Source organism: Xanthomonas sp. NCPPB 3570 (assembly GCF_056725115.1).
Genome location: NZ_CM161513.1, coordinates 272,933 through 287,012 on the forward strand (window position 1 = coordinate 272,933; position 14,080 = coordinate 287,012).

General features: G+C 68.2%; 14 protein-coding genes. 13 read left to right on the forward strand and 1 reads right to left on the reverse strand.

What is annotated here, in order from left to right; genetic code table 11:
* Window positions 1–6: 6 nt before the first annotated feature.
* The 5 genes from AC1PLR_RS01185 (at window position 7) to AC1PLR_RS01205 (ending at window position 4,366) form a co-directional block, all read left to right on the forward strand.
* Entirely contained in the window at window positions 7–324 is a 318-nt protein-coding gene (locus tag AC1PLR_RS01185; protein WP_019800624.1) for a DUF4156 domain-containing protein, read from the forward strand.
* Window positions 325–426: 102 nt separating this feature from the next.
* Window positions 427–1,443: a 3-oxoacyl-ACP synthase III gene (locus AC1PLR_RS01190; protein WP_010340070.1), complete on the forward strand. Its 1,017-nt coding sequence runs from the start codon at window positions 427–429 to the stop codon at window positions 1,441–1,443.
* Window positions 1,444–1,561: 118 nt separating this feature from the next.
* Window positions 1,562–2,644: a Fic family protein gene (locus AC1PLR_RS01195; protein WP_481102393.1), complete on the forward strand. Its 1,083-nt coding sequence runs from the start codon at window positions 1,562–1,564 to the stop codon at window positions 2,642–2,644.
* An 85-nt stretch (window positions 2,645–2,729) separates the two neighbouring features.
* Window positions 2,730–3,635 carry an alpha/beta fold hydrolase gene (locus AC1PLR_RS01200; RefSeq protein WP_481102394.1) on the forward strand — a complete coding sequence of 302 codons (906 nt, stop codon included), beginning with the start codon at window positions 2,730–2,732 and terminating at the stop codon, window positions 3,633–3,635.
* A 251-nt stretch (window positions 3,636–3,886) separates the two neighbouring features.
* A complete protein-coding gene (locus AC1PLR_RS01205; RefSeq protein ID WP_481103508.1) occupies window positions 3,887–4,366 on the forward strand; it encodes a hypothetical protein in 480 nt (159 codons plus the stop codon).
* A 113-nt stretch (window positions 4,367–4,479) separates the two neighbouring features.
* Here the strand turns inward: AC1PLR_RS01205 and AC1PLR_RS01210 are convergent, their stop codons facing one another.
* Window positions 4,480–4,854 carry a YkgJ family cysteine cluster protein gene (locus tag AC1PLR_RS01210; RefSeq protein ID WP_481102395.1) on the reverse strand — a complete coding sequence of 125 codons (375 nt, stop codon included), beginning with the start codon at window positions 4,852–4,854 and terminating at the stop codon, window positions 4,480–4,482.
* A 149-nt stretch (window positions 4,855–5,003) separates the two neighbouring features.
* Here AC1PLR_RS01210 and oleC point away from each other — a divergent pair, with 149 nt between their 5' ends.
* The 8 genes from oleC (at window position 5,004) to AC1PLR_RS01250 (ending at window position 14,075) form a co-directional block, all read left to right on the forward strand.
* Window positions 5,004–6,665: an olefin beta-lactone synthetase gene (gene oleC / locus AC1PLR_RS01215; RefSeq protein ID WP_481102396.1), complete on the forward strand. Its 1,662-nt coding sequence runs from the start codon at window positions 5,004–5,006 to the stop codon at window positions 6,663–6,665.
* A gap of 100 nt (window positions 6,666–6,765) precedes the next feature.
* Entirely contained in the window at window positions 6,766–7,776 is a 1,011-nt protein-coding gene (gene oleD, locus AC1PLR_RS01220; RefSeq protein ID WP_481102397.1) for a 2-alkyl-3-oxoalkanoate reductase, read from the forward strand.
* 63 nt (window positions 7,777–7,839) lie between these two features.
* On the forward strand, window positions 7,840–7,998 hold the full coding sequence (locus tag AC1PLR_RS01225) for a DUF1328 domain-containing protein (protein WP_003468167.1): 159 nt from the start codon (window positions 7,840–7,842) through the stop codon (window positions 7,996–7,998).
* A 199-nt stretch (window positions 7,999–8,197) separates the two neighbouring features.
* Window positions 8,198–10,156, forward strand: coding sequence for an alpha/beta hydrolase family protein (locus tag AC1PLR_RS01230; protein WP_481103509.1), 1,959 nt, complete (start codon window positions 8,198–8,200; stop codon window positions 10,154–10,156).
* A 79-nt stretch (window positions 10,157–10,235) separates the two neighbouring features.
* Window positions 10,236–10,877 (forward strand): ubiquinone biosynthesis accessory factor UbiJ, encoded by a 642-nt coding sequence (locus AC1PLR_RS01235; RefSeq protein WP_010340080.1) that lies wholly within the window; start codon window positions 10,236–10,238, stop codon window positions 10,875–10,877.
* Window positions 10,874–12,532: a ubiquinone biosynthesis regulatory protein kinase UbiB gene (gene ubiB, locus AC1PLR_RS01240; RefSeq protein WP_481102398.1), complete on the forward strand. Its 1,659-nt coding sequence runs from the start codon at window positions 10,874–10,876 to the stop codon at window positions 12,530–12,532. Before AC1PLR_RS01235 ends, ubiB begins: the two co-directional genes overlap by 4 nt.
* Window positions 12,517–13,134 (forward strand): O-methyltransferase, encoded by a 618-nt coding sequence (locus AC1PLR_RS01245; protein ID WP_481102399.1) that lies wholly within the window; start codon window positions 12,517–12,519, stop codon window positions 13,132–13,134. Before ubiB ends, AC1PLR_RS01245 begins: the two co-directional genes overlap by 16 nt.
* 155 nt (window positions 13,135–13,289) lie before the next feature.
* A complete protein-coding gene (locus AC1PLR_RS01250; protein ID WP_481103510.1) occupies window positions 13,290–14,075 on the forward strand; it encodes a pseudouridine synthase in 786 nt (261 codons plus the stop codon).
* Window positions 14,076–14,080 lie beyond the last annotated feature (5 nt).

Genomic DNA, 14,080 nt, shown 5'->3' on the forward strand with positions numbered 1-14,080 from the left:
CATTCCATGCGTCTACCGATCGCCCTCGCCTTGCTCGCCACGCTCGCCGGCTGCACCTGGGTGCCGATGGCGCCGGAAGGCAAGGGGGTACGGGTGCTGCCCCCGGGGCAGGCCGCCAGCGGCTGCGAGAAGCGCGGCGAGGTGGTGGTGTCGGTGAAGAGCAGCGTCGGTTTCTACCAGCGCAACCCGCTGCGGGTGCGCGAGGAACTGGAAACCCTGGCCCGCAACGAGGCCCCCGGCGTGGGCGCCAACACCGTGCAGGCGATGGGCGACCCGGTCGACGGCGACCAGCGCTTCACCGCCTACCAGTGCGGCGGCCGCTGAACCGCTCAGACCATACGCTTTCCGCGGATTTGTTAAAGATGCGGTAAACCCCCGCAACCGCTAGAATTGGCGCCCCCTCGCCTGACCCTGGCGTACACCTCGATGCTCTTCAACAACGTCTCCATCGCGGGACTGGCGCACATCGATGCGCCGCACACGCTCACCTCCAAGCAGATCAACGAGCGCCTGCAGCCGACCTACGACCGGCTCGGGATTCGCGCCGACGTGCTCGGCGACATCGCCGGCATCCACGCGCGGCGCATGTGGGATCAGGACATGCAGGCCTCCGACGCGGCGACGCTGGCGGCGCGCAAGGCGATGAGCGATGCCGGCATCGAGGCCGGGCAGATCGGGCTGCTGGTCAACACCTCGGTCAGCCGCGACTACCTGGAGCCGTCCACCGCCAGCATCGTCTCGGGCAACCTGGGCGTGAGCGAGCAGTGCATGACCTTCGACGTCGCCAACGCCTGCCTGGCCTTCATCAACGGCATGGACATCGCGGCGCGGATGATCGAGCGCGGCGAGATCGACTACGCGCTGGTGGTCGACGGCGAAACCGCCAACCTGGTGTACGAGAAGACCCTGGAGCGGATGACCTCGCCGGACGTGACCGCCGACGAGTTCCGCGACGAGTTGGCCGCGCTGACGCTGGGCTGCGGCGCCGCGGCCATGGTGATGGCCCGCGCCGAACTGGTGCCGGACGCGCCGCGCTACCGCGGCGGCGTGACCCGCTCGGCGACACAGTGGAACACCCTGTGCCGGGGCAACCTGGACCGGATGGTCACCGATACCCGCATGTTGCTGATCGAAGGCATCAAGCTGGCGCAGAAGACCTTCGCCGCCGCGCGCCAGGCGCTGGGCTGGGCGGTGGACGAACTGGACCAGTACGTCATCCACCAGGTCAGCCAGCCGCACACCCAGGCCTTCATCAAGAACTTCGGCATCGACCCGAAGAAGGTGATGACCATCTTCGGCGAACACGGCAACATCGGCCCGGCCAGCGTGCCGATCGTGCTGAGCAAGCTGCGCGAGCTGGGCCGCCTGAAGAAGGGCGACCGCATCGCGCTGATGGGCATCGGCTCGGGCTTGAACTGCTCGATGGCCGAGGTGGTCTGGTAAGCGGAGCACCCGCTGCAGTATGTCTATGTTGCAAACATGCATAATTTCTGTCTGAAATTATGCATGTTCATGCAAAAATGCATCTAAACTCCGTTTTTCTTTGCATGTGGCGGCCGCGATGCCCCTCTCCGCCTTACAGCACCTGGATCCGGCCCGCTTCGACACGACGGCGATCCTGAAACGGCTCACGATCGCCAGCCGCAGCCTGGCGGAGCTCAAAGGCGTCGCCGCCAGCATCCCGAACCAGAACATTCTGATCAACACGCTGACCCTGCAGGAAGCGCGGGACAGTTCGGCGATCGAAAACATCGTCACCACCCAGGACGACCTTTACCGCGAAGACAATCCGGCCGATGCGACCGGCACCGCGATCAAGGAAGTGTTGCGCTATCGGCAGGCACTGCGCGCAGGATTCGATCAGGTGCGGGCATCGGGGTTGCTGACACTCAATACGGTCGTCGGCGTCCAGGAGCAGCTCGAATGCAACCGCGCGGGTTTTCGCAAACTGCCGGGAACGGCATTGCGTGACGGGCTGGGACGTGTGGTCTACGAGCCGCCGCAAGGCGCCGACGATGTCGTCCGCCTGATGGGTGAACTGGAGCACTTCATCCACGATGCGCCGCCATTCGCGGCAGATCCGCTGGTGAAGATGGCGCTGATCCATCACCAGTTCGAAAGCATCCATCCGTTCTACGACGGCAATGGCCGCACCGGGCGCATCCTCAACGTGCTGTACCTGGTGAAGGAGCGCCTGCTGGATATTCCAGTGCTGTACCTCAGCCGGCACATCGTACGGACCAAGCCCGAGTACTACCGACTGCTGCAGGCGGTGCGCGAAGACGATGCCTGGGAAGACTGGGTGCTGTACATGCTCGATGCCGTCGCCATCACTGCGGCCGAGACGGTCGCCACCATCGTTGCGATCAAGGCGCTGTTGCAGGACACCAAGCAGCGCGTTCGCGAGCACTACCGGTTCTACAGTCAGGATCTGATCAACAACCTGTTCAACCATCCGTACACGCGGGTGGAGTTCGTGCAGCGCGACCTGGGCGTCTCACGTCTGACCGCAACCAAGTATCTTGATGTCCTGGCGCAGGACGGGGTACTGCAGAAGCGAAGGGTCGGTCGCAACAACTATTATGTAAATCTTTCACTGTTCGAATTGCTCGGGCGCGGCGCCGATACAACGGGCGACGGCTGAAGCGCCACGGCGCCTTCGCCATCGGCGCAGGCGTCGCGAGCGATACAACTTCCACTTCGTCTCTATCCCCGAGAAGCGCCGACGCATGAACTACCCCGGCTACCCCTTCACCCCGCAGCGCTTCCAGGTCCGCCCGGGGCTGCACATGTCCTATCTCGACGAGGGCCCGTGCGAGGGCGAGGTGGTGGTGATGCTGCACGGCAATCCGTCGTGGAGCTATCTGTGGCGCACGCTGGTGAGCGGGCTGTCGGACCGCTACCGTTGCATCGTCCCCGACCACATCGGCATGGGCCTATCGGACAAGCCGGACGATGCGCCGGGTGCGCGGCCCGGTTACGACTACACCCTGCAATCGCGCGTGGACGACCTGGACGCGCTGCTGCGGCATCTGCGCATCGATGGGCCGGTGACGCTGGCGGTGCACGATTGGGGCGGCATGATCGGCTTCGGCTGGGCGCTGTCGCATCACGCGCAGGTGCGGCGCCTGGTCATCACCAATACCGCGGCGTTCCCGCTGCCGGCGGCCAAGCCGATGCCGTGGCAGATCGCGATGGGCCGGCATTGGCGCATGGGCGAGTGGTTCATCCGCACCTTCAACGCGTTCTCTTCCGGCGCGTCGTGGCTGGGCGTGTCGCGGCGCATGCCCGCCGACGTGCGCCGCGCCTACGTGGCGCCGTACGACAGTTGGGCAAACCGCATCTCCACCATCCGCTTCATGCAGGACATCCCGCTGTCGCCGGCGGACAAGGCCTGGTCGCTGCTGGCGCGGGCCGAGCAGGCGCTGCCGTCGTTCGCCGATCGCCCGGCCTTCATCGGCTGGGGCCTGCGCGACATCTGCTTCGACCATCATTTCCTGGAGGGCTTCCGACGTGCGCTGCCGCAGGCCGAGGTGATGGCCTTCGAGGATGCCAACCACTACGTGCTGGAAGACAAGCACGAGGTGCTGGTGCCGGCGATCCGCCGCTTCCTGGACGCGCATCCGCTGTCCTGAGCACGCACGCGCACACGCGATGCGACGTGCAGTTGTCGCTGCATCGGCACGCATACCAGGAGCAGGGCATGGCCATGCGGTGATGTGGGAGCGGGGTTGCCGCTGCGTCGTGGATCGTCTACACCGGCGCACGCAAACTGCTACCGATTGCCGTGATGCAACATTGTCGGCTAGGTACAGTCGCCGCCGACGTGCGCGGCGCACCGAGTGGACGCTGCGCGCAATTCGACCGGAGACAGAGAGTGAAAACGATGGCGATGGCGATGCTGCTGATGGCGATGAGCGTGCCCGGCGCGCATGCGGAGGATCTGACGAGGTCCGCGGACGGCAAGACGCTGACGGTCGGCTTCGGCCAGCCCACCTGGAAGCAGGTACTGCACTACCGCAAGCTGTACAACAAGAAGCCGTTCCCCGATGCGGAGATCTATTACTACAGCAACGGCATGTACAAGATCATCTCGCAGGGCGAAAACCACTACGGCGTGTACGTGCTGCAGGGCAGCTTCGACGATCAGACCTACACGATCCGCTTCATCTCGCTGCCGTCCGAGGACTGGGGCAACAAGACCGCCTTCCACCAGTTGACCTTCATTCGCGGCGAGAACCAGAACGTCTTCATCCAGAACGCCATCGTCGACACCGGCGAGGCCATCGCCCAGCAGAACGGCACCTACACGCTGGAAAAGAACACCGTGACCAATCCGGTGCCGACGGCCTGGAAGCATCGCTGAGTCGATGCGGTGCGCGGACGCGGCGTACGTCACGCCGCTCGCCGAATGCCACCAGGCTAGGCATTTGCATAGCTTCTAGTACGGCATCCCGGCCATGCAAGTAGCGCCGCGGCTCAGGCATCCGGCAGATTGCGTTCGACCACGCCGTCCCAGTCGGCCGCGGTCAGCAGCGGCAGCCCATGCGCCAGACGCGATTTGTCGCATTGCGCGCTGCGTTCGCCGAATTCCAGCGAGGCCGGCACCGCCGCGCACACCGACGGCCGTCGCTCGTGGATGCTGCAGCGGCTGTAGCGGCCGATGTCCGCGTCCAGGGCGATGCAGCGCGGCTGCGCCTGCGAGGTGCCGCGCATCACCCGCTCATGGGTGCGTAGCGGCTCGGTCAGTTCGGACGGCACCCTGCCGCCCAGCGCGGGATCGGCTTCGCTCCAGTGGAAACTGACGCGGAAGTAGGCGCAGCAGGCGCCGCAGGTGAGGCAGGGATGGGACATGGCGGCCGGGCCTTGCGCGGCGAACAGCGGTGGGGGGCGCGGCATTCTGACCGAACCGGAGCGCGCTGCAAGCACGCCGGCATTCAGCCGCGGCCGCCGGCGACGGGAGGTCGTCGGCCATGGCCCGGCGCTTCGGCGATAATCGGCGCATGACCACGACCTGCAACATCGCGGCCACGCTGCCGCGGCTGGCGCGCGAGCGCCCGGACCAGATCGCCATGCGCTGCCCCGGCCGGCCCGGTGCTGGCGGCATGGCCGCCTACGACGTGACCCTGAGCTACGCGCAACTGGACGCACGCAGCGATGCCATCGCCGCCGGCCTGGGCAGCTATGGCATCGGCCGCGGCACCCGCACCGTGGTGATGGTGCGGCCGTCGCCGGAGTTCTTCCTGCTGATGTTCGCGCTGTTCAAGGCCGGCGCGGTGCCGGTGCTGGTCGATCCGGGCATCGACCGGCGCGCGCTCAAGCAATGCCTCGACGAGGCGCAGCCGGAGGCCTTCATCGGCATTCCGCTGGCGCAGCTGGCGCGGCGTCTGCTCGGCTGGGCGCGCTCGGCGGAACGGATCGTCACCGTCGGCCGGCGCTGGGCCTGGGGCGGGACCACACTGGCGCGGATCGAGCGCGCCGGCCAGGGCGCCGGCAGCCAACTGGCCGACACGGACGCGGACGACGTCGCCGCGATCCTGTTCACCAGCGGCTCCACCGGCGTGCCCAAGGGCGTGGTCTACCGGCACCGGCATTTCGTCGGCCAGATCGAGCTGATGCGCAATGCCTTCGACATGCTGCCCGGCGGGATCGACCTGCCGACCTTCCCGCCGTTCGCGCTGTTCGACCCGGCGTTGGGGCTGACCTCGGTGATCCCGGACATGGATCCGACGCGTCCGGCCAAGGTCGATCCGCGCAAGCTGCACGATGCGATGCAGCGCTTCGGCGTGACCCAGCTGTTCGGGTCGCCGGCGCTGATGCGGGTGCTGGCCGACTACGGCAAGCCGTTGCCCAACGTGCGCTGCGCCACCTCGGCCGGCGCGCCGGTGCCGCCGGACGTGGTGGCGCGGATCCGCAGCCTGCTGCCGGAGGACGGACGCTTCTGGACGCCCTACGGCGCCACCGAATGCCTGCCGGTGGCGGTGATCGAGGGCCGCGAACTGCAGGACACGCGCGCGGCCACCGAGCGCGGCGCCGGTACCTGCATCGGCACGGTGGTGCCGCCCAACGAGGTGCGCATCATCGCCATCGACGACGCGGCGATTCCCGAGTGGAGCGGCGTGCGCGAAGTGCCCACGGGCACGGTCGGCGAGATCACCGTGGCCGGCCCGACCGCCACCGACACCTATTTCAACCGCGACGCGGCCACGCGCCTGGCCAAGATCCGCGAACGCCTGGACGACGGCAGCGAACGCATCGTGCACCGCATGGGCGACGTCGGCTATTTCGATGCGCAGGGTCGCCTGTGGTTCTGTGGGCGTAAGACCCAGCGCGTGGAAACCGCGCAGGGGCCGCTGTACACCGAACAGGTGGAGCCGATCTTCAACGCACTGCCGGGCATCGGCCGCACCGCCCTGGTCGGCATCGGCGAGCCGGGGCAGCAGCGCCCGGTGCTGTGCTACGAGCTGGACGACAAGGCCTGGATGGCGAGCCAACTGGAACTGGACGAACTGCTCGCGCAACTGCGCGCCACCGCCGCCGCGCATCCGCACACGGCCGGCATCGTCGACTTCCTTGGCCACCCGGGGTTCCCGGTCGACATCCGCCACAACGCCAAGATCGGCCGCGAGAAGCTGGCGCTGTGGGCCGCGGAACAGCGCAAATGAGTGCGTGCGGCCTGGTGACCGGCGCGCCTGCGCAGCCGGGCGACGTTGGCGCAGAGCATGGCCGGCCGCAGAATGGCCGCCCTGACAATGGAGGGTGGCGATGAAGATCGTGGTGACGGGCGGTGGTGGGTTCCTGGGCCAGGCGCTGTGCCGCGGGCTGGTCGCGCGCGGGCACCAGGTGGTCAGCTACAACCGTGGCCACTACCCGGAACTGCAGGCGCTGGGCGTGGCCCAGGTGCGGGGCGACCTGGTCGACGCGCAGGCGCTGCAGCATGCGCTGGCCGGCGCCGATGCGGTGTTCCACAATGCCGCCAAGGCCGGCGCCTGGGGCAGCTACGACAGCTACTACCAGCCCAACGTGGTCGGCACCGAGAACGTGCTGGCTGCCTGCCGCGCGCAAGGCGTCGGGCGTCTGGTCTACACCTCTACGCCGAGCGTGACCCACCGCGCCACCCATCCGGTGGAAGGCCTGGGCGCGGACCAGGTGCCCTATGGCGAGGACTTCCAGGCGCCGTACGCGGCGACCAAGGCGATCGCCGAGCGCATGGTGCTGGCCGCCAACGACGCGCAACTGGCGGTGGTGGCGCTGCGCCCGCGGCTGATCTGGGGGCCGGGCGACAACCAGATCCTGCCCAAGCTGGTCGCGCGTGCGCAGGCCGGACGCGTGCGCCTGGTCGGCGGCGGCGACAACAAGGTCGATTCCACCTACATCGACAACGCCGCGCAGGCGCACTTCGACGCCTTCGAGCACTTGGCGGTGGGCGCGCCCTGCGCCGGCAAGGCCTACTTCATCTCCAACGGCGAGCCGTTGCCGATGCGCGAGCTGCTCAACAAGCTGCTCGCCGCGGTCGGCGCGCCGGCGGTGACCAAGACGCTCTCGTTCAAGGCGGCCTACCGCATCGGCGCCGCCTGCGAGACCCTGTGGCCGCTGCTGCGCCTGCGCGGCGAGCCGCCGCTGACGCGGTTCCTGGCCGAGCAGTTGTGCACGCCGCACTGGTACAGCATGGAGCCGGCGCGGCGCGACTTCGGCTACGTGCCGCAGGTAAGCATCGAGCAGGGCCTGCAGCGGCTGGCGTCCTCATGGCGCCACGACACCTCCGTCACCCGCTGACGACCGTTGGTTGCCGAAGATGATGCCGCGCCGATTCGGCACGACAACTATCTGGATATTGCCATGCTGCATTACGCCATCATCTTCTTCGTGATCGCCATCATCGCCGCCGTGCTCGGTTTCAGCGGCATCGCCGGCGCGGCGACCAACATCGCCTGGATCCTGTTCGTGGTGTTCCTGATCCTGGCGGTGATCTCGATGTTCCGCCGCGGCAAGGTGTAGTCCGCCGCGACAATCGAACGTCGATGCCTGCCCGCGGCGCCCTGCGTCGCGGGCAAGTCGTTTCTGGGAGTAGGGCATTGCGACGTGGCTTCGCGCAGCCCCTTTGTCCGGTCTGGTCGCCCCGGCGGCGTGTGAGCCGGGTCTGGACGGCGTCCGTCGCCCTTGGCAGCATAGGCCACTCAGGGGACAGGGGTGGACAATGCGACAGTGGATCGTTTGGGCAGGCCTCGCGCTTGCCTGCAGTACGTGCGCACATGCGCAATCGCCGACGTTGGATCTGACGCCGTATCTCCAGCATGATCAGTTCGACCGGGTGAAGATCTCGCCGACCGGTGCTTATTACGCTGTCACCGCGCCGTTGGATGACCGTACCGTGCTGGCGGTAGTGCGCCGTAGCGACAAGGAGGTCTCGGCCAAGATCATGGGGCCGGCCGACTCTGTGGTGGACGACTTCTGGTGGGCCAACGACGAACGCATCGTGGTATCGATGGCCGAGCGCTATGGCGCGCGCGACCAGCCGACGGCCATCGGCCAGTTGCATGCCGTGAATGCCGACGGCAAGAATCCGCGCCTGCTCGCCAGCCCTTATGGCATCAACGAGAACGTCAATGGCGCGACCTTCAAGTCGAGCCTGGATGCGTCGGTGTTCATGCTGGATACGCTGTCGAGCGATCCGCGCTCGGTGCTGGTCTCTGTGGTGGAACAGAGCAGCGATCCAAAGGTCCGGGTCGAAAAGCTGGACATCTACAACCGTCGCCGCACTGCGGTGGCCAGCGTACCAGTGCCGCGCGCGGATTTCGTCACCGATCATGCCAGCCGCGTGCGCTTTGCGCAGGGAGCCGATGCCGCCAACAACAGCAAGCTGTTTTACCGCAGCGACGACGCCAGCCCGTGGCAGTTGGTGAACGACGAAGCGCGCAGTGGCCAGCGCAGCTTCCCGCTCGGATTTTCAGCCGATGACAGCATCGCCTATCTGCAGGTGGAGCAGGCGAATGGCCCCGACACCGTGGTGTCCTGGGACCCGCGCAACGACCGCACCACGACGCTGATCCGCGACGACAAGGTTGACCCGTACCGGGTCCTGCGCGATCTGGACGGCAAGACCCCGATCGGCGTGTCGTTCATGAGCGACCGTGTGCGCAACGTGTTTTTCGACGACAACGCACCGACAGCGCGGCTGTATCACTCGCTGGAAAAGGCCTTCAATGGCGATGCGGTGTTCGTCACGTCCGCCACCGCCGATCGGCGGCTAGCCATGGTGTATGTCTGGAGCGACCGCAACAACGGCGACTACTACCTGTACGACACCACCAGCAAACACGCCAGTCACGTGTTCAGCAGGCGCGAATGGTTCGCGCCCGACAAGGTGCCGCGCAGCCGTGAGATCGGCTTCAAGGCGCGCGATGGCATGGCGCTGCACGGCTATCTCACCCTGCCGCTGAATGCCGAAGCCGGCAAGCCGTTGCCGATGGTGCTGCTGCCCCATGGCGGCCCGTTCGGCATCTTCGATGGCTGGGAATTCGACGACGATGCGCAGTTGCTGGCGGCCGCCGGCTATGCGGTGTTGCGTGTGAACTACCGCGGCTCGGGCAATTACGGCCGCGCCTATACCCAGGCTGGCGCCAGGCAATGGGGTGGCAGCATGCAGGACGATCTCACCGACGCCACGCATTGGGCGATCGATCAGGGGATTGCGGACAGCCAGCGGATTTGCATCTACGGCGCCAGCTACGGCGCCTATGCCGCGCTGATGGGCGCGGCGAAGGAACCTGGGCTGTACCGCTGCGCGGCCGGCTACGTCGGCGTCTACGACCTGGAGACCATGTACCGCGACCAGGCCGCGCGCGCGCGGTGGGCCAGGAGCTGGGCCGGCGACTGGCTGGGCGAGCGCGGCAGCCTCGGCGCACGTTCCCCGGTCAATCTGGCGGCGAAGATTCGGGTACCGGTGTTCCTTGCCGCCGGCGGCAAGGACGAGCGTGCGCCGATCGAACACACCGAGCGCATGGAGAAGGCGTTGAAGAAGGCTGGGGTGCCGGTGGAGTCGTTGTATTTCCCCAACGAGGGCCACGGCTTCTATACCGAGCCGCACCGGCGCGCCTATTACACGCAGTTGCTGGCGTTCCTGAGCAAGAACCTGGGCGGCGCGCAGGCGCAGTAGCGGCGCGCGGCGCAGCGGGCGGGACATCTGTCTCGCCCCGCGCACGGCCTTGCGACGTGTCTGCCGCTAGAATGCGGGGATGTCTGGATCCCCCCTCGATGCTCTCAAGCCCCTGGCCGGCCGCGCGCTGGAAGCGGCGCTCAATCGCGCGCTGGCGCTGGACCCGGAAACTGGCGAGGCCCTGCGCGACCTCGATGGCCAGCGCGTGGCGTTGACCCTGGAGGCGCCGGCACTGGCCCTGCAGATCCGCGTCGACGGCACGCAGTTGCGGGTCGGTCCGGTGGATCCGGCGCAGGAGCCGGAGCTGGCGGTGCGCAGCACCCTCGGCGGCCTGCTCGCGCAGTTGCCGTTCCTGGCCCAGGCGCGGCGCACCGGCGGCCCCGGCGGGCGGGTGCGGGTCTCCGGCGATGCCGAACTGGCGCGGCGCCTGCAGCAGCTGGCGACGCGCTTCGATCCGGACTGGCAGCGGCCGTTCGTGCAGGTGTTCGGCGAGGTGCTCGGCGTGCAGGTGGCCAACACCGCGCGCTCGGCCCTGCAGCAGGCCCGGCGCAGTGCGCAGGACCTGGCGCAGAGCGCGGCCGAGTACGTGACCGAGGAGTCGCGCGACGTGGTCGCGCGCGCCGAGCTGGAGGCCTTCTACGACGACGTCGACGTGCTGCGCGACGACATCGAACGCCTTGCCGCGCGCGTGGCGCGGCTGCAGCCGGAGCGCGGCGCATGAAGGCGATGTTCCGCGCCAGCCGCATCGGCCGGGTGATCCTGCGCTACCGCCTGGACGACCTGCTCGACGGCACCCCGGCCGAACGCTGGTTGCGCCTAGCCAAGCCGTTCGTGCCGCGTGCCAGCCCCGACATCGCCGCGCAGTCGCGCGGCGCCCGGCTGCGCCTGGCGCTGCAGGACCTGGGGCCGATCTTCGTCAAGTTCGGGCAGATCCTCTCCACCCGCCGCGACCTGATGCCGCCGGATGTGGCCGAGGAACTGACCCTGCTGCAGGACCGGGTGCGCCCGTTCGACGGCGAGGCCGCGCGGCGCATTGTCGAGCAGGCGCTGGGGCGGCCGATCGCGGTGGCCTTCGCCAGTTTCGACACCGAGCCGCTGGCCTCGGCCTCGATCGCGCAGGTGCACGCGGCGACGCTGCACGACGGCCGCGAAGTGGTGGTCAAGGTGTTGCGCCCGGACATCGAGCGGCAGATCGATGCCGACATCGCCTTGCTGAAATCGGCCGCCGCGCTGGTCGAGCGCACCCATCCGCGCGCCGACAAGATCCGCCCGCGCGAGGTGGTGGCCGAGATCGAGACCACTCTGGCCGCGGAGCTGGACCTGCAGCGCGAGGGCGCCAACGCCAGCGTGCTGCGCCGCTTCTGGCTGCATTCGGACGACCTGTACGTGCCGGAGGTGATCTGGACCCACACCGCCGAGCGCGCGCTGACCCTGGAGCGGGTGCGCGGCATCCCCTCCGACGACATCGCCTCGCTGGACGCCGCGGGCATCGACCGCCGCGCGCTGGCGGCCAAGGGCGTGCGGGTGTTCTACACCCAGGTGTTCCGCGACAACTTCTTCCACGCCGATGCGCACGCCGGCAACATCTGGGTCGACAGCGACCCGGCGCGCCGCGACAACCCGCGTTTCATCGCGCTGGACTTCGGCATCATGGGCCAGCTCTCGCAGGAAGATCAGTACTACCTGGCCGAGAACTTCATGGCCATCTTCAACAAGGACTACCGGCGCATGGCCGAGCTGCACGTGGAGGCCGGCTGGATGCCCGCCAACGTGCGCATCGACGAGCTGGAGGCGGCGGCGCGCTCGGTGTGCGAGCCGTACTTCACCCGGCCGCTGTCGCAGATCTCGCTGGCCGAGGTGCTGATCAAGCTGTTCCGCGTGGCCCAGCGCTACCAGCTCACCTTGCAGCCGCAACTGATCCTGCTGCAGAAAACCCTGCTCAACATCGAAGGCGTCGGCCGCCAGCTCGACCCGGAACTGGACATCTGGGCGGTGGCGCGGCCGGTGCTCGAACGCATCCTGATCGAACGCTACAGCCCGCAGCGGGCGCTGCACGAACTGCGCAAGCGCCTGCCGGAGATCATGACCCACGCGCCGGACATGCCGCGGCTGATCCACGGCTGGCTGCGCCAGCAGGTCGAGGGCCGGCACGAGCTGTCGATGCGCTCGCGCGACCTGTTCGAACTCAACCTGCTGGTGCGGCGCATGCAGCGGCGGGTGGTGGCGGCGATCGCCGGCGTCGGCCTGCTCACCGTGGCCACGCTGCTGTACGCGCTCGACGCTGGCGGCCCGCAGCTGGGCGGGGTGTCGCTGTGGGCGTGGATCAGCGGCGGTGCCGGCATGGCGGCCTTGCTGTCGGCATGGTGGCGGCGTTGAGCGCGACCGTGCTCGACCGCGGGCGCCTGCAGGCGGTGCGCGATGCGCTCGGCGCGGAAGGACCGCGCCACGATGCCGGCCAGGCCGAGCGTGCGCAGCGCCTGCTCAACATCACCCCGGAAACCGGCGAACTGCTGGCGGTCCTGGTGCGCGCCACGGGTGCGCAGCGGGTGCTGGAGATCGGCACGTCCAATGGCTATTCCACCCTGTGGCTGGCCGAGGCCACGGCGGCGCTGGGCGGCCGCGTGACCACGCTGGACTACGCCGCGCACAAGATCGCGCTGGCGCAACGCAACTTCGCCCACGCCGGTGTGGAGGGCTGTGTCGACCTGGTCCACGCCGATGCCGGCGCCTGGCTGGCCGATGCGGCGTCGGCCACGTTCGACTTGGTGTTCCTGGACGCCGAGCGCACGCTGTATTGCGACTGGTGGCCGCAACTGCGCCGGGTGCTGCGGCCGGGTGGGCTGCTGGTGGTGGACAATGCGCTGTCGCATGCGGCGGAGATGGCGCCGTTCGCCGCGCTGTTGCAGGCCGATGCGACGTTCACCTGCACCACGTTGCCGGTCGGCAACGGCGAACTGCTGGCGGTCAAGGACGCGTAGCGTCGGCGTTGGCAGATGCGTCTGCGTGTGACGGTGGACATACGCCACAGTGACACGTCATCCAGGCGCGGCATCCCGGTCGCGGATCCGCTGCGATGCAGGCATCTCCGTGCCGGATCGTGCCGACGCATCGCGCGTCTGGACGCAGCCAGGCGATGCGCATTGTGGCGCGCCGATGCGGCACGGATAATCCGCAGGTGAATACCGCCGAAGCCCCTTTGCAGATCCTTTACCAGGACGCGCTGCTCGCCGTGGTCGACAAGCCCGCCCGGCTGATGGTCCACGACAGCAAGCTCGCCCGCGGCGAGGACGACTTCCTCGCCGAGCGCCTGCGTGCGCAGCTGGGCCGGCCGATCTTCCTGGTGCACCGGCTCGATCGCGCCACCAGCGGCTGCCTGCTGCTGGCCTTCGACCGCGACACCGCCAGTGCGCTGGGCAAGGCGCTGATGGGGGGCGAGGTGGACAAGGACTACCTGGCGATCTGCCGCGGCTGGCCGGCCGAAGATCGCTTCGACGTCGACCATGACCTCGACGGCGGCCCCGGCAAGCCGCTGAAGAAACCGGCGCAGACCCGCTTCGCGCGCCTGGCCTGCGGCGAACTGCCAGTGCCCTCGGGCGAGTTCGCCACCTCGCGTTATGCGCTGCTGCGCTGCAGTCCGGTGACCGGGCGCTTCCGGCAGATCCGCCGCCACCTCAAGCATCTCTCGCATCACCTGATCGGCGACACCAGCCACGGCGATGGCCGCCACAACCGCATCTTCCGCATGCAGGGCGTGCACCGCATGCTGCTGCACGCCGAACGCCTGGCGTTTCCGCATCCGGACGGACGCCGGATCGCGGTGACCGCGCCGCTGGATGCGGAGTTCGTGCGCGCGTTCGGATTGTTCGGGTGGGATACGGCGCCCTGGCGGGTGGATGCCGCCGGCAGTACGGCCGAATAAGGGCA

Coding starts and splice junctions, on each gene's coding strand:
- AC1PLR_RS01185 (WP_019800624.1), top strand. CDS start 7: ATGCGTCTACCGATCGCCCTCGCCTTGCTCGCCACGCTCGCCGGCTGC.
- AC1PLR_RS01190 (WP_010340070.1), top strand. CDS start 427: ATGCTCTTCAACAACGTCTCCATCGCGGGACTGGCGCACATCGATGCG.
- AC1PLR_RS01195 (WP_481102393.1), top strand. CDS start 1,562: ATGCCCCTCTCCGCCTTACAGCACCTGGATCCGGCCCGCTTCGACACG.
- AC1PLR_RS01200 (WP_481102394.1), top strand. CDS start 2,730: ATGAACTACCCCGGCTACCCCTTCACCCCGCAGCGCTTCCAGGTCCGC.
- AC1PLR_RS01205 (WP_481103508.1), top strand. CDS start 3,887: ATGGCGATGGCGATGCTGCTGATGGCGATGAGCGTGCCCGGCGCGCAT.
- AC1PLR_RS01210 (WP_481102395.1), bottom strand. CDS start 4,854: ATGTCCCATCCCTGCCTCACCTGCGGCGCCTGCTGCGCCTACTTCCGC.
- oleC (WP_481102396.1), top strand. CDS start 5,004: ATGACCACGACCTGCAACATCGCGGCCACGCTGCCGCGGCTGGCGCGC.
- oleD (WP_481102397.1), top strand. CDS start 6,766: ATGAAGATCGTGGTGACGGGCGGTGGTGGGTTCCTGGGCCAGGCGCTG.
- AC1PLR_RS01225 (WP_003468167.1), top strand. CDS start 7,840: ATGCTGCATTACGCCATCATCTTCTTCGTGATCGCCATCATCGCCGCC.
- AC1PLR_RS01230 (WP_481103509.1), top strand. CDS start 8,198: ATGCGACAGTGGATCGTTTGGGCAGGCCTCGCGCTTGCCTGCAGTACG.
- AC1PLR_RS01235 (WP_010340080.1), top strand. CDS start 10,236: ATGTCTGGATCCCCCCTCGATGCTCTCAAGCCCCTGGCCGGCCGCGCG.
- ubiB (WP_481102398.1), top strand. CDS start 10,874: ATGAAGGCGATGTTCCGCGCCAGCCGCATCGGCCGGGTGATCCTGCGC.
- AC1PLR_RS01245 (WP_481102399.1), top strand. CDS start 12,517: ATGGTGGCGGCGTTGAGCGCGACCGTGCTCGACCGCGGGCGCCTGCAG.
- AC1PLR_RS01250 (WP_481103510.1), top strand. CDS start 13,290: ATGCGCATTGTGGCGCGCCGATGCGGCACGGATAATCCGCAGGTGAAT.